Origin of the sequence: Lentzea kentuckyensis (assembly GCF_002150765.1) — a bacterium.
GTDB classification, from domain to species: domain Bacteria; phylum Actinomycetota; class Actinomycetes; order Mycobacteriales; family Pseudonocardiaceae; genus Lentzea; species Lentzea kentuckyensis.
Genome location: NZ_MUYM01000028.1, coordinates 118,137 through 140,927 on the forward strand (window position 1 = coordinate 118,137; position 22,791 = coordinate 140,927).

At 67.5% G+C, this 22,791-nt stretch carries 22 protein-coding genes and 1 pseudogene; 14 read left to right on the plus strand and 9 right to left on the minus strand.

What is annotated here, in order from left to right:
- Positions 1-14 precede the first annotated feature (14 nt).
- The 4 genes from B0F77_RS15635 to B0F77_RS48690 all read left to right on the plus strand — a co-directional run bounded on the left by B0F77_RS15635 (position 15) and on the right by B0F77_RS48690 (position 6,829).
- Complete coding sequence (locus B0F77_RS15635; RefSeq protein WP_158102704.1) at positions 15-2,810, plus strand: helix-turn-helix transcriptional regulator; 2,796 nt, start codon at positions 15-17, stop codon at positions 2,808-2,810.
- A 68-nt stretch (positions 2,811-2,878) separates the two neighbouring features.
- Positions 2,879-4,999, plus strand: coding sequence for a DNRLRE domain-containing protein (locus B0F77_RS15640; protein ID WP_086663612.1), 2,121 nt, complete (start codon positions 2,879-2,881; stop codon positions 4,997-4,999).
- Between the two features lie 17 nt (positions 5,000-5,016).
- Positions 5,017-6,453, plus strand: coding sequence for an alpha/beta fold hydrolase (locus B0F77_RS15645; protein WP_086663613.1), 1,437 nt, complete (start codon positions 5,017-5,019; stop codon positions 6,451-6,453).
- A 205-nt stretch (positions 6,454-6,658) separates the two neighbouring features.
- Complete coding sequence (locus tag B0F77_RS48690) at positions 6,659-6,829, plus strand: hypothetical protein (protein ID WP_169730936.1); 171 nt, start codon at positions 6,659-6,661, stop codon at positions 6,827-6,829.
- An 11-nt stretch (positions 6,830-6,840) separates the two neighbouring features.
- Here the strand turns inward: B0F77_RS48690 and B0F77_RS49755 are convergent.
- A pseudogene (locus B0F77_RS49755) lies at positions 6,841-7,002 on the minus strand (NUDIX hydrolase); the annotation flags it as partial.
- A gap of 252 nt (positions 7,003-7,254) precedes the next feature.
- Here B0F77_RS49755 and B0F77_RS15655 point away from each other — a divergent pair.
- Together B0F77_RS15655 and B0F77_RS50540 are read left to right on the plus strand one after the other, a co-directional pair.
- Entirely contained in the window at positions 7,255-7,806 is a 552-nt protein-coding gene (locus B0F77_RS15655; RefSeq protein WP_086663614.1) for a dihydrofolate reductase family protein, read from the plus strand.
- Positions 7,807-7,851: 45 nt separating this feature from the next.
- On the plus strand, positions 7,852-8,235 hold the full coding sequence (locus B0F77_RS50540) for an IclR family transcriptional regulator domain-containing protein (RefSeq protein ID WP_086663615.1): 384 nt from the start codon (positions 7,852-7,854) through the stop codon (positions 8,233-8,235).
- 53 nt (positions 8,236-8,288) lie between these two features.
- On the opposite strand, the gene B0F77_RS47860 is transcribed toward B0F77_RS50540, so the two are convergent.
- On the minus strand, positions 8,289-8,459 hold the full coding sequence (locus tag B0F77_RS47860; RefSeq protein WP_158102705.1) for a hypothetical protein: 171 nt from the start codon (positions 8,457-8,459) through the stop codon (positions 8,289-8,291).
- Between the two features lie 24 nt (positions 8,460-8,483).
- The gene (locus tag B0F77_RS15665; RefSeq protein WP_086663616.1) at positions 8,484-11,360 is read right to left on the minus strand and encodes a glycosyl hydrolase family 95 catalytic domain-containing protein; all 2,877 of its coding nucleotides are present in this window, start codon (positions 11,358-11,360) and stop codon (positions 8,484-8,486) included.
- 851 nt (positions 11,361-12,211) lie between these two features.
- Between B0F77_RS15665 and B0F77_RS15670 the strand changes: the two genes are divergently transcribed.
- The 3 genes from B0F77_RS15670 to B0F77_RS15675 all read left to right on the plus strand — a co-directional run bounded on the left by B0F77_RS15670 (position 12,212) and on the right by B0F77_RS15675 (position 15,275).
- A complete protein-coding gene (locus B0F77_RS15670) occupies positions 12,212-13,729 on the plus strand; it encodes a right-handed parallel beta-helix repeat-containing protein (RefSeq protein WP_245848224.1) in 1,518 nt (505 codons plus the stop codon).
- A 144-nt stretch (positions 13,730-13,873) separates the two neighbouring features.
- Positions 13,874-14,227: a hypothetical protein gene (locus tag B0F77_RS47115; protein WP_143466743.1), complete on the plus strand. Its 354-nt coding sequence runs from the start codon at positions 13,874-13,876 to the stop codon at positions 14,225-14,227.
- A gap of 478 nt (positions 14,228-14,705) precedes the next feature.
- Positions 14,706-15,275 carry a VanZ family protein gene (locus B0F77_RS15675; protein WP_211293817.1) on the plus strand — a complete coding sequence of 190 codons (570 nt, stop codon included), beginning with the start codon at positions 14,706-14,708 and terminating at the stop codon, positions 15,273-15,275.
- On the opposite strand, the gene B0F77_RS15680 is transcribed toward B0F77_RS15675, so the two are convergent.
- Positions 15,264-15,647, minus strand: a complete 384-nt coding sequence (locus B0F77_RS15680) for a DinB family protein (protein ID WP_086663618.1) — start codon at positions 15,645-15,647, stop codon at positions 15,264-15,266. The two genes, B0F77_RS15675 and B0F77_RS15680, sit on opposite strands and share 12 nt — an antisense overlap.
- Positions 15,648-15,890: 243 nt before the next feature.
- Between B0F77_RS15680 and B0F77_RS15685 the strand changes: the two genes are divergently transcribed.
- From B0F77_RS15685 to B0F77_RS47120, 3 genes are all read left to right on the plus strand, one after another.
- The gene (locus B0F77_RS15685; RefSeq protein ID WP_245848229.1) at positions 15,891-16,205 is read left to right on the plus strand and encodes a hypothetical protein; all 315 of its coding nucleotides are present in this window, start codon (positions 15,891-15,893) and stop codon (positions 16,203-16,205) included.
- 7 nt (positions 16,206-16,212) lie between these two features.
- Complete coding sequence (locus tag B0F77_RS49765) at positions 16,213-16,437, plus strand: hypothetical protein (RefSeq protein WP_245848232.1); 225 nt, start codon at positions 16,213-16,215, stop codon at positions 16,435-16,437.
- A 98-nt stretch (positions 16,438-16,535) separates the two neighbouring features.
- A complete protein-coding gene (locus tag B0F77_RS47120) occupies positions 16,536-16,835 on the plus strand; it encodes a hypothetical protein (protein WP_143466744.1) in 300 nt (99 codons plus the stop codon).
- Positions 16,836-17,267: 432 nt separating this feature from the next.
- Here B0F77_RS47120 and B0F77_RS15695 read toward each other — a convergent pair whose 3' ends face one another.
- A complete protein-coding gene (locus tag B0F77_RS15695) occupies positions 17,268-17,870 on the minus strand; it encodes a TetR/AcrR family transcriptional regulator (protein WP_086663619.1) in 603 nt (200 codons plus the stop codon).
- 80 nt (positions 17,871-17,950) lie between these two features.
- Between B0F77_RS15695 and B0F77_RS15700 the strand changes: the two genes are divergently transcribed.
- Positions 17,951-18,799 carry an alpha/beta hydrolase gene (locus B0F77_RS15700; RefSeq protein WP_086663620.1) on the plus strand — a complete coding sequence of 283 codons (849 nt, stop codon included), beginning with the start codon at positions 17,951-17,953 and terminating at the stop codon, positions 18,797-18,799.
- Between the two features lie 277 nt (positions 18,800-19,076).
- Here the strand turns inward: B0F77_RS15700 and B0F77_RS15705 are convergent, their stop codons facing one another.
- Complete coding sequence (locus B0F77_RS15705) at positions 19,077-19,958, minus strand: IS3 family transposase (protein ID WP_143466745.1); 882 nt, start codon at positions 19,956-19,958, stop codon at positions 19,077-19,079.
- Entirely contained in the window at positions 19,955-20,173 is a 219-nt protein-coding gene (locus B0F77_RS15710; protein ID WP_086663622.1) for a hypothetical protein, read from the minus strand. Before B0F77_RS15710 ends, B0F77_RS15705 begins: the two co-directional genes overlap by 4 nt.
- Before the next feature lie 231 nt (positions 20,174-20,404).
- Here B0F77_RS15710 and B0F77_RS15715 point away from each other — a divergent pair, with 231 nt between their 5' ends.
- A complete protein-coding gene (locus B0F77_RS15715; protein WP_245848235.1) occupies positions 20,405-20,827 on the plus strand; it encodes an integrase core domain-containing protein in 423 nt (140 codons plus the stop codon).
- A gap of 173 nt (positions 20,828-21,000) precedes the next feature.
- Here the strand turns inward: B0F77_RS15715 and B0F77_RS15720 are convergent, their stop codons facing one another.
- A complete protein-coding gene (locus tag B0F77_RS15720) occupies positions 21,001-22,113 on the minus strand; it encodes a sensor histidine kinase (protein ID WP_086663623.1) in 1,113 nt (370 codons plus the stop codon).
- Positions 22,110-22,766, minus strand: coding sequence for a response regulator transcription factor (locus B0F77_RS15725; RefSeq protein ID WP_086663624.1), 657 nt, complete (start codon positions 22,764-22,766; stop codon positions 22,110-22,112). The genes B0F77_RS15720 and B0F77_RS15725 overlap by 4 nt, the downstream gene beginning before the upstream one ends.
- Between the last annotated feature and the right edge of the window lie 25 nt (positions 22,767-22,791).

Below are 22,791 nucleotides of genomic sequence, written 5' to 3' on the forward strand. Positions count from 1 at the left end.
TGCACCAACGGGGAATGCCCGCAGCTTCGACCGAAGGATTACTCGACCGCGACGACGACCTCGGTCAGATCGACCGTGCCCTCGCACGGGCACTGACCGGCGATGGTCAGGTCCTGCTGATCGAAGGTGCGCCCGGCATCGGGAAGACGACCTTGCTCGCGGAGCTGCGCAGACGAGCCCGCGCCGAGGGAACGACCGTGCTGGCCGCCCGAGGTGGCGAGCTGGAGCGCGATTTCGGGTTCGGGATCGTCCGCCAACTGCTCGAGGCACAGGTGGCCGGTGCCGCCGAGGACGAACGCGATCGGCTGCTGGCCGGTGCGGCCCGCCTGGCGGCCCCCGTGTTCACCGCGACCGATGTGCAGGAGAACAGCGGCGACGTCACCTACGCGACACTGCACGGGCTGTACTGGCTGGTCGCGAACCTGGCGGAGCAAGCGCCGCTGGTGCTCTCCGTGGACGACGCACAGTGGGCTGACGCGCCGTCTCTGCGCTTCCTCAACCACCTCGCGCACCGGCTCGACGGCCTACCGGTGATCATCGCGCTGACCGCCAGGTCGGGAATCGCGGCGCACCGCGAGGACCTGCGGTCGCTGGCGATGGAGGCAGCGATCACGATTCTGCCGCAGCCGCTGAGCGAAGCGGCGGTCGGTCACCTGGTCCAGGCCGGTCTCGGTGCCGACGCACCGGCCGCGCTGCGGCTGGCCTGCCGGGAGGCAACGGGTGGGAACCCGTTCCTGCTCGCGGAGCTGCTCAGGGAACTTCGCCGAGGTGCGGATCCCGATCCGGCGGTCGTTCCGCACCTCGCACCGGAGCGGATCGCGGCCTCGGTGCTCCTCCGCGTCAGCCGGCTGCACCCGGCTGCACCGGCGCTCACCCGCGCGGTCGCGGTGCTCGGTCCACACGCGACACTGGCCAACTGCTGTCGGCTGGCTGCGCTGGATCCCGCGTTGGCGCGATCACTGGTCGACCCGCTCGCTGTCCTCGGCGTGCTGGAAGCCGGCGACCCGCTCCAGTTCATTCACCCGATCGTCCGCACGGCCATCTACGACGACGTACCACCCGCGGAACGCTCGGTGTTGCACGCTGCGGCAGCGCGGCTGCTGGCCGATCTCTACGCCGATCCGGAAACGATCGCGGTACACCTGCTGAGCACCCATCCCGCGGGGGATCCGGCAGTGGTCAAGGTTCTGCTCGAAGCGGCTCGCCGGACTGTGTCCAGCGGCGCGCCGGACACCGCCGCGGCGCTCCTGCGCCGAGCGATCGCGGAGCCTCCGTCCGATGACGATCGGCCTGAGGTCGTGCTCGGACTGGCGCGCGTCGAAGACGAGCTGAACTCGGCCGAGGCTCCGCGTCTTTTCCTGCTCGCGGCCGAGGACGCGGCCGACCCCGTGGTCCGCGCCCGCGCGATGATCGGCTTCGCCTGGGCGGTGCATCCGGATGCGGCCCGCCTGCGTCCCCATCTGGATTCGTGCCAGGACGCCGCGTTGGCGGTACGTGCCCAGGACAGGGAGATCGCGCTCGAACTGGAGGCGGCCAGGCTCGGCGCGTTGCTGTTCAGCAGTGATCTTCCGGTGTCTTTCGAAGACGAGGTCGAGCGCTTCCGCGACCTGCCTGGACGCACGGCGGCCGAATGCCTGCTGCTGTCCTTCGTCGCCCGCAAGGCACTGGCCGGGCGGCACGTCGCCGAGGCGGTCGCGTTCGCCCGCCGGGCAGCCGCGCATCCGACGCTCACGAGTCACGCCGGACACCCGCTGTGGCGGACGAACATCATCTTCACGCTGATGGCAGACGAGCAGTACGACCTCGCCGAGCAAATCCTGTCCCAGGCGTTGCTCAACGCCGAGCGCTCCGGCTCGCCGCAGTGGTTCGGCAGAATCACGTGGTTGCGCGCCTTCATCCGGCACCGGCGCGGCGATCTGCGTGGTGCCGAAGCCGATGCCCGCCTGGTGATCGAACGGCAGCGTCCGACCTACCAGATCAACTCCTGCGTTCCCGTGGCGCAAGTCCTCCTCGACCAGGGACGGACCGAGGAATGCGCGATCATGCTGGCCGAACGCGGGCTCGACGGACATTCGGCGCACGACATGCCATCGGTCTGGTTGCTGACGATCACCGGGCAGTTGAAAGCCGCCTTGGGTGATCTCGACGGAGCCCGTACGGACCTCGAGAAAGCGCTGGACCGCACCCAGCGCTTCCGGAACCGGCTGCCCAACGAACACGACATCCGCGTCGCGCTGGTTTGCGTTCTGCACGCCCTCGGCGACAGCGACGCCGCAGCCACCGTGGCTCACAACGCACTTGAAGCCGCCATCGCCACTGGTGTTCGACGAGCCGTGGGCGGGGCGCTGCGTGTGTCCGGCCTGGTTCACGGTGGCATGGAAGGGTTGGAGCAGCTCCGCCAGGCCGTCGAGATCCTCGCCGAGTCGCCGTCGCTGCTGTGGCGGGCCGAGGCGCTGGTGGACTACGGAGCCGCCCTGCGCCGCCACGGACAGCGCACCGCGGCCCGCGACCCCCTGCGCGAAGGCATGGACCTGGCGCACCGCTGCGGCGCGGCACCGCTGACCGAACGCGCCGCTGACGAACTGCGTGCCGCGGGCGCCCGGCCTCGGCGGATGACCGAGGCCGGGGCCGACGCCCTCACTCCGAGCGAACGCCGTGTCGCCGAGCTCGCCGCCGCGGGCAAGACCAACAAGGACATCGCGCAGTCCCTCTTCGTCACCCTGCGCACGGTCGAAATGCACCTCTCCAACGCCTACACCAAGCTCGGCATCGACTCCCGGCGAGGCCTCACGGGCGCACTCGCCCGCTGAAACCCTTCGGTCGGTGCTTCGGTCCGGCCCCGTCGTGTGCGGTTCCCCGCGCGCGGAACGTGGCGGCCATGAACAGAGCGCTGATCGTTGTGGTCGTCGCGGGCGTCACGTCGATGGCGCTGGTCGCGCCGGCGTCCGCCGATGCGTACGACACCAAGCTCGTCAGCGCGGCTCCCGGTGGCATCGCCGGTGACGGGAGCTCGCGCGACGCCTCGTTCTCGGCCGACGGCAAGTTCGTCGCGTTCGCCTCGGACGCGGACAACCTCAGCGACTCGGACGACAACGCGCACACCAACGTCTTCGTCCGCGACCTGGTGAACGGAAGGATGATCCTGGTCAGTGGCGCGGAGGGCAACGCGGGCAATCCGTCCATCTCCGCCGACGGACGCCGCGTCGTCTTCACGTCTGAAGACACCGATACCTGCACCAACGAAGTGGGTGAGATCGCGGCGTGCGTCAACGTGTTCGTGCGTGATGTCGTCGATGGCACGACCACGCTCGTCAGCCGGGCATCGAACGGTGACCCCGCGGACGGGACCTCCGCCGCTGCCGCGATCTCCCCGGACGGGCAGCAGGTGGTGTTCTACTCGGTCGCCGCGAACCTCAGCGACTCCGATCAGGACAGCTGCGGCACCTGGCCGTACGAGGTTCCATGCACCAAGGTGTTCGTGCGCGACCTGGCGGCCGGCACCACCACGTACCTGATGGACGGCTGGGCCACCTCGTGCGGGCCCGCGATCTCGCCGGACGGAGGCTACGCCGCCGTCGAGTCGGGCCGCGCCATCGCGAGGGTGAACCTGCGGGACCGCACCCAGACCTGGGTGAGCCTGCGCGACGACGGCTCCTGGATCTCTCCCGCGTCCTGCCCGGCGATCTCACGGGACGGCCGCCGGGTCGCCTTCGCCGGCATCGAGCGCTCGGGTGACATCGCTTGCGTCTCTCTGCCTGACGGGTGCAACAACGGCGACGAGGTCTACGTCCGCGATGTGCAGGCAGGCACGACGAAGTGGGTGAGTCAGCACGCCCCGTTCCCGTCCTTCGGCCACAAAGCCTCGAATGACCCGTCCATCTCCGCCGACGGACGCTTCGTCGCCTTCGACACCGCGAACCCGAACCTCACCGCCGCTGGTGCCGGCGCGTACGTGATCGACCTGACGACCAGTGCGCTGACCTTCGTCTCGCAGGGCGATGATCCGTCGCTCTCGGCGGACGGGTCGGTGGTGGCCTTCGACGCCGAGCTCCCCGGCTACGCGGTCCGCAACGTCTTCGCCCACGTGTGGGTCTCGGGTAGCCCGTCCGGTGCGGACCTGTCGTTGACGCTCACCGCCTCGAACACCTCACCCGCGGTCGGTCAGAACGTGACCTACACGGTGACGGTGACCAACGCCGGCCCGAACGCCGCCACCGGTGTGAAGGTGGGAGGGAACGGTCCGTGGTGGGGTTCGAACCTGGTCTCGGCGACACCGTCCGAGGGTTCGCACGACTCGGTCACCGGGCTCTGGACGGTCGGCACGATCCCCGCGGGCGCCGGCGCGACCCTTCAAACCGTCGTCAGAACCAATGCCGGCACGAACACCTACTACGCAACGGTGAACACGTCTGATCAGCCCGACCCGGACTCCACCCCCGGCAACTACAACCCGGCGGAGGACGACCAGGCGTCTGTCACGATCACGGCGGCGGCGAACTGTGCGGCGGTCACGACCGCCGCTACTGGTGACAGCTGGGTCGGCCAGAACGAACCCACCACCACCCACGGCACGGATGCCACGCTGCGAGCACGCAGCAAGGCCAATGCCAACGCGCGCACCCTGGTCCGCTTCCCGCTCCCGGCGATTCCGGCCGGCTGCCAGGTGTCCGGCGCGAAGCTGCGCCTCTACAGCTCGGCCGCCGCAACGGGCCGAACGCTCTACCTCAACCGGCTCGCCGCACCGTTCACGGAATCCAGCGTCACCTGGAACAACCAGCCGGCCGTGACCGGAACATCCGCCAGTGCGTCCTCCCGCGCCGGTTGGGTCGAGTGGAACGCGACCGACCAGGTCGAGGCGATGTACGGCGGAAGCAACCACGGCTTCCGCGTCCGAGACGCGTCCGAGAGCGCCGGCACTGCCGCCGAACAGCGCTTCACCAGCCGCGAGAACACCACCAACAGGCCCGAACTGATCGTCACGTTCAGCCCGAGCCCGTGAACCGATCGGAGAGACTCATGGAACAGGCAACACGCCGTCCGCGGAAGAGGTGGTCGCTCCTCCTGTCCGTCAGCCTGGCAGCGGCTTTCGGCTCGGGCCACCTGACGGCCACCGCGTCCTCGGACGACTGGTGCGACAAGGCTCCGACGAGCGTCAGCGTCTCGGATGAATGGCTGTCGTTCACCGTTCCGGCCGGGCTGATGCCCGATCCGAAGTTCGACGGGCGTTCCGCGGAGATCCAGGTGCACCGCGTCAGTCCCGTGTACGCCCACGGCAAATGTGCTTATGTGCTCAACCGCGCGGCAGTGCTGGTGCACGGCAGCAGAGTGTCTGGCACGCCGTCGTTCGACCTGCGGCACAACGCCCCCAACGGCGACACGCTCAGCACACAGCGCGCGCTCGCCCAGGCGGGAATCGACACCTTCGCGCCCAGTCTGCTCGGCTACGGCCGTTCGACGCGGTTCGCCGACGGCCTCGACGATCCCGGCAATGCGAGCCTCAGGCCCTACAACGCCGATGGCAGCTGTTCCCACACCGAGGGATGCGACCGCGCGCACCTCCCGATCTTCCCCCTGGACCAGCAGGGCACGCTCCTGCTGAACAACCCCCTCGACGGGGAGCGGAGCGCACACTCCACCGGCACCCGCTTCGCCCGGACCGACGTGTTCGTCCGCGACATCCGCCAGGTCGTCAACTACGCCATCGCGCACGCGAAACCGTCGGACCGCAAGGTCACCCTGATCGGCTGGTCGTTCGGCGCGAACTACGTCGCCGCGACGCTGTACGCCAACCCCGCGTTCGCCAAGAAGGTCAACCGCGTCGTGTTCCACGCCTCGGGTTTCGACACTCCGACCGAGGAACTGGTCCCGCCGGACGGTTTCACGAGCTTCCCGACGAACCTCGCGACGCGGGACTCCATCGTCTCCGGCCCGACGATGCCGCCAGGACGTGCCGCGGCCTGCACCGGCCACCGCATCCCGGGAACACAGGAGCAGCTGTGGAACCAGATGATGGAGGAGGACCCGCTGGGCAGCACGTGGGGCGGAGGCACGGGCCTGCACCGCTCGCCGACGTTCTCCTTGTACGGCTGGAACTCTCGGGTCGCCTCCTCACTGACGACGCCCTCGCTGGTCATCCACGGCACCGACGACACAGTCGCGAAACCGGAGTGGGGACCCGCCATCTACAACAGCCTCGGCGCGTCCGACAAGGTGCTGGTGCAGGTGCAGTGCGGCAGCCACCTGCTGCACCTCGCGGGCTGCTCCGGCGATCGCTGCACCCCGGAGTCGGGCACGTCGTACGGCGGTCGCCCCGGCGACCCCTGGGCAGGTCCGTATTCCACCTACCAGGCCGCACTGACGGAGTGGATCAAGAACGGCACCTTCGACGGGGCTTCGCGCGGACACTTCGTGGTCAACGAGAGCGGCGTGGCGAATCCCGCCCGAGCAACCTGATCCACCACCCGTCGAAGGGAAGGAAACGAGCTGTGCGCAGCGACATCCGGCTGGACGCCGACAAGGACGGCTGGGTCACGATCGACGGCGCGGTGCTGAACGTGGCGGCGTCCGACGTGATCCTCGAACAGAAGGCATATCGCACGGACGAGGGCCGCAGCTCAGAACCGGGGAGCCGAGCCTGCCGCTATGTCCCAACCCGTTCGTGTACCGGCGCGCGAGCCGCCCGGACACCCTGGGCGTCGAGCTGGAGCACAACATCGATCCAGTCGTGGTCAGCGGCACCGACGGTGGCGGCGACACTGGCAGGTGTGCGTTCTACTTCCTCGTCGAACTCTTCGCAGGCAACGAAAAGGTTCTGGGCCGCCCGAAGTGAAGCAGACATCTGGCGAGGAGCTCGTGCCGGTCAGGGCTGGTTAGATCGAACTCGGCTACCGCGACGCCGTCTGGTTCCACTTCGTGGAGGCCAGTTTCCTCGCGCAGCTCCCGGACTGCGGCCTGACGCGATGTCTCGCCCGGCTCGCGTGCTCCTCCCGGGAGTTCCCACTGCACGGCCTGGCTCGTCCTGCGGCCCACGCCAGCGAAGGTGGACGTCCAGGCGGGATCACCGGTCTCGTCCGGCCCAACGCTGGGGGGAACACCAGCGTTGCGTTCTACGTCGTTTCCTCCAGCCAGGACGAGTTCGAGGGCTCCTGCGATGTCGGCAGGGTTCCAGTCCGGCCGCGGCACTGATGCCAGGGGCAGTTTGGCGTACGCGTCGGTCGGTTGCTTGAGGACGCCGTCCGTTGGCAGGGTAATGGCATGCGGAAACTTGTCGTCACGGAGAACATCACGCTCGACGGGATCGTTGATCTGGCCGGCGGGTGGTTCGATCCGTTGGGAGCTGAGGTCGACCAGTCCGACATCAACGAGGTGATCGCGGAACAGCGCGCGGCAGCTGATGCCCTTCTCCTGGGTCGCAACACCTTCGAAGCCTTCCGCGAGTTCTGGCCGAAGCAGTCCGAAGATCCCACCGGCGTGTCGGACTACCTGAACCGGGTCAGCAAGTACGTCATTGCCAATGCAATGGACGATCCGGGTTGGGATAACACGACAGTGTTGCGTGGTCCACTGCTCGACGAAGTGCAGGCTCTCAAAGATCGACCTGGTGGGGACGTCGTCGTCACCGGAAGCATTCAGTTGGTGCAGTCGCTCATTGCCGCGGACATCGTCGACGAGTACCGGCTCTTCGTGTATCCGGTGGTGATCGGTCACGGTGCACGGCTGTTCGAGTCGGCGGACATCCGCCTGGCCCTGCAGGAGACTCGGCAGTTCAAGTCGGGCGTGGTGTTGTTGCGCTATGCGAGCGCCTAGCCCGAGTTTTGACCTCCGAGCGGCTGGACGAGACCCTGTTTGATCATGAGTGACGTCTGTTCGAACAGACGTTGGGCAGGACCGTCCCCAGCCTGTCGAGCGCGTGCTCCCTCTTCGCCGTTCTGCCGAGACCTCCACCCGCGGACACCCCGATCAGGGACCTGGACACGTTGCTGGCAGAGCTCAAAGGTTCGCGAGCACGGCTACGCCACCTCCGACGAGGAGCTGGACCGAGGGGTGGTTGCCGCATCGATCCCGGTGTACAACTTCACGTCCCGGGTCGTCGCCGCGCTCAACGTCTCCGCACCGAACGAGCGGATCGGCGTGCAGCTCGACAAGCTGGGCCGGATTGTGGCGTCCGCCGTCGCTCACCCAGAGGCCATCATGACGACGCCAGCCTTGTTCGCCTGGCCGAGGGCACCGCGCTGATCTGCGGGGGAGGAGATCAGGATCAAACGTCCACTCACGCATTGAACACCTGGTCAGGCAGAACTCCGGCGTTCGTCACCGTCACCCTCGAGCTGCTCGAACTCCTTCACGGCCGCGGCGACCACCACGCTCACCGCGTGACCGTCTTTGTCGGTGATGCCTTTGAGGGCCTGTGCCGCGGCCTCCGCGCGCCCCCGACGAGCGTCCCGGACATCACCGGTCAATTCTGGCTGATCGGGCCGTTCGGGTCATCCGTCGACTATCTGCCACTGCTGGTTGGTGCCCGTGTTGGCGGGCCATCCGATCACGCGGGCGTTGTCGTTCGTCGAGCCGCTCTCCACGTCCGCGCACAGACCGGTGCGTACGTTGACGAGCCGGTGGTAGCCGTCACCGGTGTCGGCGAGGTTCCACCACTGGTTGTCGCTGTTGGTGTCCTGCCACTGGTCCAGTTGGGTTCCCTGGTTCGCTCCGCTCGGGCTGTTGAGCAGTCGGCCGCTGTTGCGGTTGACCAGGCGGACCGAGCCGTCCGGATTGGACAGAAGCTGCCACTGCTGGTTGGCGCCGCCGGACCAGGTCCACTGGACGACCTTGACGCCGTCGGCCGTTCCGTTGCCGGTGACGTCAAGAACCTTGCCGCTGCGCCGGTTGACCAGTCGCACGTACCCGCTCTGCAGCGCGACGGTGACATCGACGCGCCGGCCCGCCGTCAGCGACACGATTCTGGCGTAGGACCCCAACGGTGACGTGGTGATGGGCGCGGAGGTGGTCACGGACGTCATGCCCCGGCGGCTGATCAGCGTGACGTCCTGGTCGATCGCCGAGGTCACGGAAAGCGTTGCCGTGCGGGCGGACAGGTCCCAGCTGAGACTGTGGATCCGGATCTGGCCACGCGCTCGTACGCCGGTGATCGAGCCCTTGGCCAGTTGCCCGGGCAGGGCCGGGAGGATCTCCAGCACGCCGGGCCGGGAGTAGAGCAACGCCTCGGCCAGTACACCGGGGATCGCATGGGCGGCGTCCGCGTTGTAGGTCTGCAGGTTCGGGTTGTGCGATGTCATCAGCGACCGGAAGACCATGTTGTTGCCGATGATCTTGCGGAGGTTGGCGTAGACCTTCCCGCCGTCCTTGAGCCGGGCGGCGGCCAGTGCCCGGTGCAGGCTCCCGTGGGCGGAGAGGTTCTCGTCGCCACGCAGTTCCAGTGCCCGCAGCGCGGGTGTGATCAGCTCGGGCCGGTCTTCGGGGTTGATCTCGTGCAGTGGCCAGGCTCCGTACAGGTGATGGACGTGCCGGTGGTTGTAGTTGTCGCCCAGGCTCGGCCAGGACCACTCCGCCAGCGCGTTGTCCCCGTTGATCCGGTACGCGGGCAGTTTCCTGAGCAACGCCGTCCAGCGCTGCACGCCCTGGCCGGCGCCCTGCTCCACTCCGAGCGCGTTGGCCGCGGAGATGGCGGCCTGGAGGGCGTGCTTGCCGGCCATGATGTCGCCGGTGGCGTTGACGGACAGCAACACGCGGGTGTTGCCGGGGGCGTTCTCCATCGAGAACGACGGTACGAACACGACTTTGCCGCCCGAGTCGGTTCGGGTCAGGAAGTCCTCGTAGAACAGCGCCAGTTCCATGAGCGCGGGACCGAGCTTGTCCCGCAGGAACGCCTGGTCGCCGGTGACCTCCCAGTACTCGATGAGCGGGTGGAGCAGCCAGTCGGCGCCGCCGGTCCAGGTCTGGCCGGGGAAGCCGGTGTCGAAGTGGAGCATGTGGCCGTACTCGCCGTCGGTGCGGGACGGGGCGAGGAAACCACGGGCGCCGTAGAGGTTCCGCGCGTTGGTGCGCCAGTGGCCGAGTTGGCCGAGGACCAGGTTGAAGTACCCCTGCATGGCCTCGGTCGTGTCGAGGATGTTGCCGCCGGCGACCTGGAGGTTGATGTTGGCGTCGGTGGTGAAGTCGTCGGCCCAGGCACCGGTCCATGTGCCGGTCCAGATCCCCGTCAGCCGCGGCGGCAGGATCCCGCTGGAGCTGATGAAGAGGTACCGGCCCGAGTCGTAGAGACGCTCCAGCAGCGCGATGTCGATGACGCTCTTGTTGTTGTTCTGCCGGGTGATCAGCTCACTGACCGACAGTCTCCGGTCGGCGCCGGAGACGTTGAGGTCCAGCCGGGAGCGGTCGTACCAGCTGGTGTGGACCGCGGTGTGCCGTGAACGCAGCGCGGTGTAATCGGTGTCGACCGCGGCCAGCGCCGCGTGCAGCGGCTGGGAATCCCACGCGTTCGGCGTCTCGTACCGGTCGAGCTTGGTGAGCAGCAGCAGCCGCGTCGCTCTGGACACGACAATGGTGGGCCCGCTGGCGGAGACGGTGCCTCCGGTCGGGACGACGCGCGTGACGCCTTCATAGCCGAACGCGCCCTGCCCGGAGGGATAGGTGCCGCGCAGGTTCAGGTAGCCGGAACCGTTGCCCACGGTGGCCCGGGTCGTGAAGCCCATGCTGCCGGGCACTCCGTCCAGCGCGGTGTGCACGCTCAGTGTTACGTCGATCGTCCGGCCGGGCGCAGGCGCCAGTTCGTGGACGATCACGTGGTCGGCGCGGGAGACGAACGCTCGGCGGGTCCACGTGCCATAGCTGTCGGTCCAGCTGGCGATGACCTCGCCGGTACGGAAGTCGGTCACGCGGCCGTAGTCGTTGGCCGTGGTCATGTCCGGCGCCGCGATCCGAAGCTCGTACGCCGGGTGGTAGGTCTGGGTCCAGCGCAGCGACCAGCCGGCCGCGAAGTCCCGGTTCGCACCGGCGTAGTCACCGGCGAGCGCCTTGTCTCGGGCACCCTGCAGGCGTCCCGAAAGCACTGGCGGGGTGAGCGATCGGGAGCCGTTGGGCAGCACGAGGCGGTGATAGTTGACGATCACCTTCTCCAGCGTCGGCGCGCCGTACAGCGTGGCGCCGTACTCGCCGTTGCCAGTCAGGAAACCGTCCGTCCAGGACGGGGCCGGGCTGGTGTCGTAGACACCCCGCTCGGGAAGGGTGATCTGCGGTGGTGCGGCCACCGCTGCCGCGCCGGACAGCAACCCACCGGGCAGCGCGGCGGCCCCGGCGGTCAGCGTGGCGGCGGTGAGGAAGCGCCTGCGGTCGATGGGCAGGTCCATCACGCAAACTCCTATGTCTGGAGACTGGCTCTCCTGCGCACCCTGATGTCCAGCGCACAGGAGAGCCAGGACATATGATGAATTTTCAGCCTTCGATCTCACCGATGTCCATACCCGAGAGTTGTCAGGGCGACCAAATGCCGCTGAACAGCCGAGACGTGAGCGGCATCCGGAGGTGCGAGGTGACGACAATTCCCTCTTTGTCCCGAAAGATGAGATGTCTTGCAACCTGATACGCGAGGCGGTCAAGACGCTCGTCGTCGCGCGTGTTGGAGAATCGGCGAGATGACGACTTGTACGTGAGGAGCCTGAGCCGGAGCTGTTGTACACCGCCGTCCGAACACAACTGGACATACCAGCTGGTCCGGATCCCGGTATTCGGAGCAGATCCGAAACCCTAGCCACGCACAATCATGTGGCCGACAGCTGATGACGAGTCCGTGGACATCGCTGCGTCGCGGGTCGCTCTGCGGCGAACTGGCGCGCCCTGACTACGCTCTTATCCGGGAGAATACGGCTGGCCAGCAGTCTGAACGATGCCGTCGAACTCGTTGACGAGATAGCGGAGACTCGCACGGTCAGCGGCTACTTAGAGACTGCATTGCCCACGTCTGCTGGATCGCGGCCTGGTGCGATCACGAATCGAGCCGCCATCGGGTGGCCGAGCACTCAAGTGATCACGCGTTCACGGCGGGAATCGTCCATCAACGGACTGTCGACGAACTGTCGACGGGGCCTGCGACGGTGACCGCATGGACGATGCCGGCTGCGTCACCCGCCGGGGGACACGGCGAACGCTCGATGGCAGCCGACTCGACTTTCGTCCATCCCTTCCAGGAACGGGAGTGCGCGTGAATCGGAGCAAACGACGGGTGCTGCTGGTGACGGCCGCGATCGCCACGTTGTCCATCGGGACCGCGGTCGCCGTCCAGGCGGCTGGATCCAAGGCCGGTTCGGGGGCCGGCGGGTGTTTCGACCCGGTGGCCTTCGGTGCCGTGCCTGACGACGGTACGGACGACCGGGTGCCCATCCAGGCCGCCATCGACGCGGCGAGCGCCGCGGGAGGTGGCACGGTGTGTCTGGGGAGCGGGCGCTGGCGGGTGACCCGCGCGCCGGTGGGGTCTTACAACCGGGCCGCGGCGTTGTCCACGCACGGTGCGCGCGTGACGTTCAGCGGCACCGGGCCGGGCACGGTGCTCGAACTGGCGGGAGACCAGCAGGCGGGCGCGGTGTCGGTGCTCTCGCTCGACCCCGGGGCGAGTGACATCACCGTGGAGCGGCTGAGGATCGACACCTCGGCGACGACCAACACCGACGAGCAGACCCATGCGATCGCGATCGGCTCCGGCGTGTGCACGACGGCGAACGGAACCTGCTCGATGCCGGTCACGGACGTCACGGTGCGCGACGTGGTCTTCGCCCATCCGTCGACGCCCGGTGCACGCAAGGGCGACTGCATCCGGCTGCTCGGCAACACCCAGGCCACGGCGGTCAGGCGCGTGACGATCACGGGCGGGTCGTTCGTCAGCTGCGCGCGCTCCGGGATCGGCGTGCAGCGCAACGTGTTCTCGCTGGCGGTACTGGGAAACCACTTCGGCGAGCAGATCGGCGACACCGCCTTCGACGGGGAGGCCACCGGCGGTGACTGGGACGACGGCCTGCGGCTGGAGGGCAACTCCTTCGCCGACTCGAGGGTGACCTCCAGCGTCGCGCTGTCGACCTACCGGCACGTCACGATCACCGGAAACACCTTCGGCGGCAAGGGACTCGCCCTCTACCGGACCGAGGACGTCGTCGTCACCGGCAACACGTTCGACGTCACGGCGGGGACCGGAGGCGGAGTCATCGACTCGCAGAACATCGCCACCCGGAACAAGATCACCGGCAACATCATCCGGCGCCACGGCGTGTCCGGTCCTGGCATCCGGATCACGCCGCACAGCGGCGGCATCCCGGCCCAGGTGACGGTGGCCGGCAACACGATCGTCGCGGACGGCAACGCGGACGCGATCTACGGCGACTCGGTGCACGAGATCGGCATTCGCGACAACGACATCACGTTCACCGAAGCGGCCCCCGACGGCTCCGGAATCACGCTGCAGGGCATCACCGGCCCGATCGAGGACGCGATGATCACCGGCAACACGGTGACCGGCGCGAGTCCCTACTTCGCGGCGGTCCGGCTCGACTCACGGCCCGAACCGTTCCGCGGCGTCACAGTCGCGCTCAACTCGTCGCGCGGTGCCACCCGCTCACTGCAGTGCTCACAGCGTGCGCCGGGCGGCTTTCCGCCGTCGATCATCTCCACCGGCAACCGCTGGAACGTCGCGCCGACCTGCTCGGTCGCCACACTTCAGCCAGGTCAATGAAAAACGGTGCTGACCGGGCGAACACCTGACCGGACGGTGTGAACGGGCTCTCTTCCGGCGGAGGTCCTGCTGTCGCGAGGCGGCAGGACCTCAGGAGTTCGAAAATCGGACGACGTGAGGGCGTTGACCTGCGAACCTGGGGCGATGACGGCATTTTCCTGTGGGGCCTGCGGGGTGATGGTGACGGTCGATCTCGTCGAGATCCCATTCCCAGGTGACGCGGGAACCAGCGACGAGCATGCAGACCCCCAGCCGCGAGTACGCCAGGGCACATTCGTCCTCGACCCTGACCCGTTCGGGCCGCCGCTCGAGCCGTTGCCGGACAACGCTCAGGTCATGGTGTCAGCCGGACCACGTGGGACCATTCTCGTCCACCCGGACGACGTTCTGGGGCTGCGTCCGCACACGGATGCGAGCCGGCTCCACGGCTGCTGTCGGTTCGACGGCCTCGATGGTCCAAATCTGCTGGCTTGCGATGGAAGCTGCACCATCGCATGATCGGCTCGATGGCATAGGAGAACGTGCAGACCTGGAGCACGTCCGCCGCGACGGACGCGAGTCCGGACCGGGTAGGTATCGCCGCTCGACCACGACGCGCAAGTCGCGCAACACCACGGCCTGGCCGCTGCAAACCCGAGGGCGGTGTCGGTTGATGTCGCCGACGCTCCGCACCGGGCAGCGTGCTGCGCACACAGCTGCGCCACGTCGTGGCGACCGCCGAGCTGGACACGTCTCGCTCGACGTCATCCCCTCGATCGCGAGGCCGTGACAACCCGCTCGCGTGAGGAGCCGAAGTGGTGCTGTTGCAGGGGCACGCGCTGACCCCATCGGGTGACCATTCGAGACGGTGCATTCGCTGAAAGGGTAGAGATTTACGTAAAAGGGAGTTGGTGGCCGGACATGTGGTCGGCCCGTAGGACGATCGCCCCTGATGTTCCAAGACCGTGCGGTGAATCCTGAAAGGACTCGATGCGAAGTGGACGTGTTCGACCCTGTGCCGGTGCTTCCGGTGGTGATTCCCGTGGCGGCGGTGGTCTTTCTGGTGTTGCTGTGGGTCCTGCACCGGCGTGGCCGTCTCACAGTGCCGCGTGCCTGTGTCGCTCTCGCGCTCTGCGTGTACGTCGCCGGAGTTGTTGCGAACACGGTGTTCCCGATCTACTTGAGCGCGCCGGCGAGAGAATCGCAATGGAAGGTCTACTTCGGTCTGATCAACGGCTACTCCGTCATTGACGCGGTGACGAACATCCTGGTGTTCGTGCCTGTGGGCATGCTTGTGCCGCTGCTCCTGGCCAAACCTTCGTGGTGGCGTGTGCTGGTCGCGTCAACGGCGTTCAGCGCGGTGATCGAGATGAGCCAGTTCTTCGGCAGCAACCTCGGGAACGGTGGTCACCTGGCCGACGTGAACGACCTGTTCTTCAACGTGGTCGGCGGTGTGCTGGGGTACGGCGTGTTCTCCCTGCTGAACCGAGTGCCGGCCCTTGCCGCTCTCATCGACCGGTTCCGCTGGGCCGACCCGCGTCCTGTGGTCAGTTCGTCATCGAGGTGACCGGTCCAGCCGGCGGCGGAAGTCCAGCAGGTGGTGCTGCAGCTCGTGCAAGGTGTGCACCGCGACCCAGCGCACAGAACGCTCGACGCTTACGGGTCGGAACGGTGAGCGTGCGCTCCCAGTCGCCGTGTCCGAGCAGGTCCAGCACGCGCGTCCCATGGGCTCGGTGACCGGACCGTCGCTGCGCCGGGCTGCGAGCAGCCGTTCCCGTTGGACCAGCATGACGTCGCGAACGTGGCAGGCGTACTCGATCGGTGACCAGACCTCCGGCAGGGTGCGGGTGCGGAGGCCCTCCCGGTCGTCGCACAGCAGATCCGCATAGTCCTCCGCGTACTGCTGCGCGAGGCTCGAAGCCTTGTCTCCCAAGTACATGTCGTACTCGAAGTCGCAGTCGGCGCAGTACCTTACGCGCCTACGACATCGCGCGGAGTGTGCGCGGCGGGAAATGCGGTGGAGAGGGCAGAAGAGTCTGACTGAAGGGGAGCCGCCCGAGCGGGATGCGGTGAGATCGCCCCACACGTTGGGAAGGTATCGGCTGTGGGGTGCCAGAACTCGGCACTGAGACGCTGAGCTGCGGTGATCAGGTGTTGTCGTCCTGAGGGCATGATCGTGGGCGTGGCGCTGCGACTGCTGCACCTTGTCTTTGTCCGGCTGGGTGTTTGGCTGGTCCTGCGCGGCCGGTTCTCAGCGGCCAAGGACGTCGAGTTGCTGGTGTTGCGGCACGAAGTCAAGGTGTTGCGTCGAGGTCAGCGCCGTCCTCGGCTGGATTGGGCTGGTTGTGCGGTGCTGGCCGTGTTGGTGCGGCGGCTACCGGTGTGGCTGCGAGAGCACCGGTTGATGTTCCCAGACACCGTGTTGCGGTTGGCATCGGCGCCTGGTCGCCAAGAAGTGGATCTACCCGAACCGGAGTGGTCGCCCGCGGGTCGATGAGACCGTGGTGGCGTTGATCGAGCGTATGGCGCGTGAGAACACCGGGTGGGGTTACCGCCGTATCCAAGGTGAGCTGCTCAAGCTCGGCTACCGGACGGCGGCGTCGACTGTTCGTCGTGTGCTGAAGCGGCTTCGGATTCCGCTCCAGGCAGCCAAGAACAATCCGCGTCGGCGCATGATCTCGATGGCCCTGGTGGCCGACCACTTCGTGCGCGGATCCTCGGTGGGGTAATCAACGAGTACAGGTATGCCGCTTGAGCTGCAGCGATGACTTTTCGAGCGGCACGGGTGGCGCGCTGTATCGCAGAGACTCCGGATAGAACGCGAGCTTTGACCGGTCTGCTGCAGCACGGTATTGCCGTCGGAGACGTGAAGACCGCGACGCGACTCTTGGAGTGGACGTCCGCGCTGGCTGCGAGCTCTCGGCCCTGGGAGAAGGCCGTAGATCGACTGGTAGTGCTGGCGGTCCAGGCGGTCTGGATGAAACGGCCGGTGCAGGCCCTCAGCTTGGTGCTGACCGCCAGAAATCTCGCGCGTGCTGAACGGCAGACCCCTGCAGCGGGTCTGGACATCACCGGACAGGTGATGGAACCGGTCTACGGGTTCCGCTCATCGCGATCCGCGCCGTGATCCTGCTCGCGCTGGGCACCGTGATGGCGATGTTCTTCGGCGGCGTGGTGATCCTCTCCTTCTACGCCCTCTACTTCCTGCTGGCCCTGCCACTGCTGGCGCCTGAGCGCCAAGACCCTCGCGATCATCGCTGCCGCACTCGCCGTAGTCCTGCCACCGCTGGCCCTCGGCCTCAAGTCGGTCCAGGCCGCGCTCAAGGCCTGCGACCCGCTCGACCGCATCGGCGGCGCGGGCGTGCTGGACCTCGTGCTGACCGGCTTCTACCCGACGATCCCCTGGATGGCGTTCGTCGTCGCCGGCATGGCACTGGGCCGGCCGGACCTGACCTCAGGCGCCGTACGGCGGCGGCTGGCCGTGTTCGGCCCTGCCGGGCTCGCGAACCTGCCAGCAGGCCCCCGCGTCCTGGCCCAGCGGGCCGGGGCGCGTCCGAGTTCAAGCCCCTGGGCATGCTCGTTGACCGGACCGCTCCCCGCCCATGCCCATGCCCAGGATCAACGCGACCGCGTCCTCCGAGCACGCCCCCGGCGTCAGAACCTCCTGCAGCAGCAGGCCACGGATCGCGGCGATGACGACCGTGGCCCTCGTCAGGGCTTCCCCGGCGCCGAGCCCTTCGCGCTCCGCCAGCGAGGCCAGCATCCTGGTGAGGTCGTCCAGCGACGAGATGAACTCGCGGAAGTCGTCCGGGCTGTAGGCGGCCAGCCCCACGACGTGGAAGAACCCGCGGATACGCGACAGCTGCTCCGGGCGGGTGTAGGCCCGCCAAATCGCCAGGACGAGGTCGTCGAATGTCCCCTGCTCGGCCGTCCTGAACAGCGCTTCGTTGTCGCGGTTCCGCTGCGCCCCGAGCATGGCTGCCAGGACGCCCGTGAGCGACCCGAAGTGGTACCGCATGAGCGCGTGGCTGGTCTCGGTCCGGGCAGCGATCTCGCGGAGTGACGTCTCCGGTGGCGGAAGGCCGTCGTCGAAGACGTCGAGGAGCCGCGCCAGGAGGCGCTCGCGTGCATCGCCGTTGCGTGCCGTGCTTGACAGAACCACCCCCCTAGTTTATCCATTGGAAAAGGGATTTATCCATTGGAAAACCGGCCGGAGGGCTTGTAGGACGTGAAGGACCTTCGATGAGCACCATGTGGCACGGCTGCCTCGCCGACACCGATTACTTTGAGCTGCGTTCCAGCCGTGGGCACGACTACGGCGTCTGGGTCACCACGCCTCCACGCTATGACCCCGCCACAACGCAGCCGCCCGTCGTGTACGTGCTCGACGGCAACTGGACGGTGGGCCAGACGGCCCCGCTCATCGTCAGCCAGCAGGACCCCATGCAGAAGATCAAGCCGTACATCCAGGTCAGCGTCGGCTACGCCGGCGAGGAAGCGGAGCACTGGGCCAGACTGCGTAACAGGGACCTCGTGCCACCCGGTGAGCCCGTCGCCCAGGAGTTCCTCGACGCCGTGGAGATGGGAGTCCAGGCGGGCGCGATGACCCGCGAGCAAGCCGACGCCTATCTCGACGAACTGCGCGACACCCAGGGCGACGCGTTCCTGCGCTTCCTCACCGACGAACTGCACCCCCGGATCGCACGCGACTACAGCACGGCCACGAGAGGTCACGGACTTTTTGGCTACTCCTACGGCGGACTCTTCAGCCTCTACGCCTGGCTCACCGGCACCACGCTCTTCGAGAGCATCGGAGCCGGCAGCCCCGGCGTCGCCAGCGCGGGCAGCCAGGTCTTCACCCAGATCCAGGAACTGGGCGACCAGCCGGCCAAGCTCCACGTGACCTTCAACGACCGGGAGCTCCTCGGGAACGTACCCATCTACCAGAACCTCACGAAGAACGCGGCCACCGTCCTGCACCGCCTCACCTCCCGCGGCGCGACCGTCACCAGCGAGGTGCTGCGCGAAACGCACGTGACCGGCCTGCAGGCCTCATTCCTCAGCTACCTCAGGACCTGCCGTGCCCTGTGACCTCCAGAACACCTGAGCCAGGGCGATCACGCCGAACACCGCGCTGGCGACACACTTGGATCCGGTGCGTCGGCAACCGCCCTGCGAGCTTCCGCCCCACCATGACGGCGAACGCGGCCGCGGCGACCGGTGCCAGCCAGCCAGCGAGAGCGACGGTCAGCGGTGACGCCGACCGTCGCCAGCTACACAGGGCTTGTCCGAACCACGATGGCAGCGCCCTGCTTCCAGACGCGTTCCAGCGGACGTCGAACGGGGGTGGACCGCTGACTTCTGCGGCTCACACATGCGACAAAGCGTCAAGTCTTCCTTGCTGCAACGAAAAGCTCATGGACAACCTGTTGTACCAGTCTGCCCATTCCATGAGCGCGAACTCGACCTCGGCGAGGGTCTTGAACGGGCCGTGCCGGTTGACTACCTCAGTTTTGAACAAGCCGATGATCGACTCCGCTAGAGCGTTGTCGTAGGCATCACCCACCGAGCCTATAGACGCCGAGAGTCCTTGCAGGGAAAGGGATTCGGTGAACTTCACCGACGTGTACTGACTGCCGGCATCCGAGTGGTGGATCAGTCCGGGCTCGACCGGGTAGCCGTAATGATCACGGCGCCACACGGCCATGTTGAGTGCTTTGGACACCAGCGCGGTCGTCTTCGAGTTGGACGCGGTCCAGCCGACGATCGCGCGGGAGTAGGCGTCGAACACGAACGCCACGTAGGCCCACCCGGCCCACGTGGAAACGTAGGTGAAGTCAGTGACCCAGACCAGGTTCGGCGCGGTCGCGGTGAAGTCGCGGTTGAGCCTGTCCGCGGCGCGTATGCCATCCTTGACCGGGATCGTGGTGCGCTGCTTGCGGCCTCTGACCACGCCGTTGAGGCCGAGTCTGCGCATGATCCGGTCCACGGTGCAGAACGCCACGTCGTGACCCTGACGACGCAGGTAATGGGTCATCTTGCGGCGCCCGTACATCTGCTCTGGTTTGCCCCGCAGGTCGCGCAGGGCGTTCTCCACGTAGGCATCGGTGACATCCTGGGCCGACGGTGGTCGGCGGCGGGCCTTGCGATAGGTCCTGGGCGCGATCTGGATTCCGTGCTCGGTGAGCACGTCACAGATTGACTGGACGCCGTAGACCTGGCGGTACTCGTCGATGAAGCCGACGATCAGTGGTGCCGCGGATCGAGTTCCCGCGCGAAAAAGGCCGAGGCCAGCTTCAGGATCTCGTCGGCCTGCTTGAGATCCCGGACTTCCTTCCGCAGCCGCAGCAACTCCTCACGCTCGGCCGGCGGCAGTCCCTGTGACGGCTGTGCGGCAGGCCGGGAGCCCTCCGCGAGGGCCTTCTTGATCCACACCCGCAACGTCTCGTAGTGCACATCGACCATGGGCCGATCGGCCTGGCGGCGGCGTACGGAGACTCGTACTCATCGAGTCGCTCAAGGGCCAGGCGCACGGCCTTCTCGCGAACTTCGGGCGGGTAACGCTTCGACATGATGACGACCCATCGTCCTCAAGAACGGAAGCGGTTCTCAAATCCGTGACGGTTCATTCTTCGTGATGGAGGTCGGCACCCGCTACGTCCATATACTCGGGACCACCTCTAACCCTGACGGGCTGTGGACACTCAGCAGGCTCGCAACTTCCTTATGACGCTTGACGATCGGGCGAACGACGTTCGATTCCTGGTTCGTGACAGGGCGGGCCAGTTCACGGCGTCGTTTGATTCTGTTCTCAGTGACGCCGGCATCGACGTCGTGAAGATTCCGCCGCGATGTCTGCGGGCCAACTGCTACGCCGAGCGGTTTGTCGGCACTCTCAGACGAGAGCTCACAGACCGGCTGCTCGTCATCAACGAGCATCACCTGACGTCAGTGCTGAACCGCTACGTGTCCCACTACAACCACCGACGGCCACACAGAGCGCGGGACCACACTCCACCACGACCCGATTACCCGCTCACAGAATCAGGCAGCGGCGCCGTTCGTCGTCGGCGAGTACTCGGCGGCTTGATCAACGAGCACGAACCCGCGGCGGCCTGAGGCGCAGGTCAGACCACCAGGTCTAGTTTTGGCACCCCACAGGGTCGAGGAGACCGCGCAGCACGGCCAGGACGTCGCTGTCAGGGCCGCGGTCGCCGCTGCGGTTGTACCGGGAAATTTCCGGTACAACCCTTTTGGCGAATATCAGCTCTGGTCGCGTCGCCGCTGACGGATCACTTCGCCGGCGTCGTGGCGGACGGGAGGAGGACCGTGACGTCCAGCCCGCCGGCCGGGCGGGCGCTGATGGTCATCTCGCCTTGGTGCGCGGCGACGATCGCATCCACGATGGACAGACCGAGCCCGATGCCGCGATCGGTGTGAATCCGCTCGCCGTCGCCGCGCACGAACGGTTCGCGCAGCTGGCTGAGGACGTCCGGCGACACGAGTGCGCCGCTGTTCCCGATGCGCAGGAACGCCGACCCGTGCGCCACGCCGGTCGCGACCTCGACGTGGCCGCCGGAACGGTTGTGGCGCACGGCGTTGTCGGCCAGGTTGCCGCACATGCGTTCCAGCAGAACCGGTTCGCCGCGGACCGGCGCCGGTCGCAGGTCGGTTCGCACGGTGAGGGTGACGCCGTCGAGGCAGTTCGCCATGGTCTGGGCGAGGTCCACGTGGTGCCGGTGGCCGGTTCCCGTCTGGCTGCGGGCCAGCGCCAGCAGTCCGTCGAGGGTGCGTTGGCTCTGTTCGACGGCGGCCCGGACGTCGCCGATCATGGCCAGCAGTTCCTCGATGCCGGGGTCGCTGTCGAGGGTGACGTCGATGGCGGTGCGCATGGTGGTCAGCGGGGTGCGCAGCTCGTGGGCGGCGTTGGCGGTGAACAGGCGCTGGCTCGCGAGCACGCGGTCGCGTTCGGTGACGCCCTCCTGGATGCGGTCCAGCATCCCGTTGATCGTGGTGGCCAGGGTGGCGAGCTCGTCGGCGGGTGTGGTGACCGGCATCCGCTCGGACAGCGTCTCCGCGGAGAGGCGTCGCGCGGTCGCGGAGATCGTGCGGATGGGGCGCAGCACCCGCCCGGCGACCAGCCAGCCCAGTACCGCGGCGAGCACGGTCACCACCGTGAGCGCGATCGCGGACTGGGTGATGAAGTCGGCGAGGGTGATCTCCTTGACCTCTCCTGGCGGCAGTGGAGGCAGCTCACCGCCCTGCGGCAACGGGGTCAGGATGACGACTGACTTCCGGTGGCCGGCGTTCCTGCGCATCAGCAGGTAGGTGAGACCGGTCAGGAGGATGCCGGCGGCGATAACCAGTGCGGTGTAAAGGATCGTGAGCCGGGCGCGGGCGGTCACGTGACGGTCCGGTAGCCGGCGCTCGTCACGGTCTCGATGAGCGGCGGGTCGCCGAGCTTGCGCCGCAACGTGCCGACGGTGATCCGGACCGCGTTGGTGAACGGGTCGGCGTGCTCGTCCCACACCTTGTCCAGCAACGTCTCCGCGCTCAGCACCGTACCGCCGGCGGCGAGCAGCTGTTCGAGCACGCCGAACTCCTTGGGCGTCAGGTGCAGGAGCAGGCCAGCGCGCTCCGCGGTGCGCCGCGCGGGGTCGAGCACCACGTCACCGGCGCGCAGGACCGGCGGCGTCGCGCGTGCGCTGCGGCGGGACAGCGCCCGCACCCTGGCGACGAGCTCGGAGAACGCGAAGGGCTTGCCCAGGTAGTCGTCGGCGCCCAGGGTGAGCCCCTCGACCCGGTCCTCGACCGTGCCGGAGGCGGTGAGCATCAGGACCCGCGCCTCACCGTGCTCGGCGAGCTCGCGGCAGACCGCGTCCCCGTGCACCACAGGCAGATCCCTGTCCAGCACGACGACGTCGTACGGCGTGACCACGCACTTGTCCAATGCAGTACGCCCGTCGAACGCGACATCGACCGCGAACCCGTGCCTGCGCAGGCCCGCCGCGACGTACTTCGCCAACGGTCGCTCGTCCTCGACCAGCAGCACCCGCATCCGGCCAGTGTCCTGCCCGCCGCAT

Coding starts and splice junctions, on each gene's coding strand:
- B0F77_RS15635 (WP_158102704.1), top strand. CDS start 15: ATGCCCGCAGCTTCGACCGAAGGATTACTCGACCGCGACGACGACCTC.
- B0F77_RS15640 (WP_086663612.1), top strand. CDS start 2,879: ATGAACAGAGCGCTGATCGTTGTGGTCGTCGCGGGCGTCACGTCGATG.
- B0F77_RS15645 (WP_086663613.1), top strand. CDS start 5,017: ATGGAACAGGCAACACGCCGTCCGCGGAAGAGGTGGTCGCTCCTCCTG.
- B0F77_RS15655 (WP_086663614.1), top strand. CDS start 7,255: ATGCGGAAACTTGTCGTCACGGAGAACATCACGCTCGACGGGATCGTT.
- B0F77_RS50540 (WP_086663615.1), top strand. CDS start 7,852: ATGAGTGACGTCTGTTCGAACAGACGTTGGGCAGGACCGTCCCCAGCC.
- B0F77_RS15665 (WP_086663616.1), bottom strand. CDS start 11,360: ATGGACCTGCCCATCGACCGCAGGCGCTTCCTCACCGCCGCCACGCTG.
- B0F77_RS47115 (WP_143466743.1), top strand. CDS start 13,874: ATGACGGCATTTTCCTGTGGGGCCTGCGGGGTGATGGTGACGGTCGAT.
- B0F77_RS15680 (WP_086663618.1), bottom strand. CDS start 15,647: ATGTACTTGGGAGACAAGGCTTCGAGCCTCGCGCAGCAGTACGCGGAG.
- B0F77_RS15700 (WP_086663620.1), top strand. CDS start 17,951: ATGAGCACCATGTGGCACGGCTGCCTCGCCGACACCGATTACTTTGAG.
- B0F77_RS15710 (WP_086663622.1), bottom strand. CDS start 20,173: ATGGTCGATGTGCACTACGAGACGTTGCGGGTGTGGATCAAGAAGGCC.
- B0F77_RS15725 (WP_086663624.1), bottom strand. CDS start 22,766: ATGCGGGTGCTGCTGGTCGAGGACGAGCGACCGTTGGCGAAGTACGTC.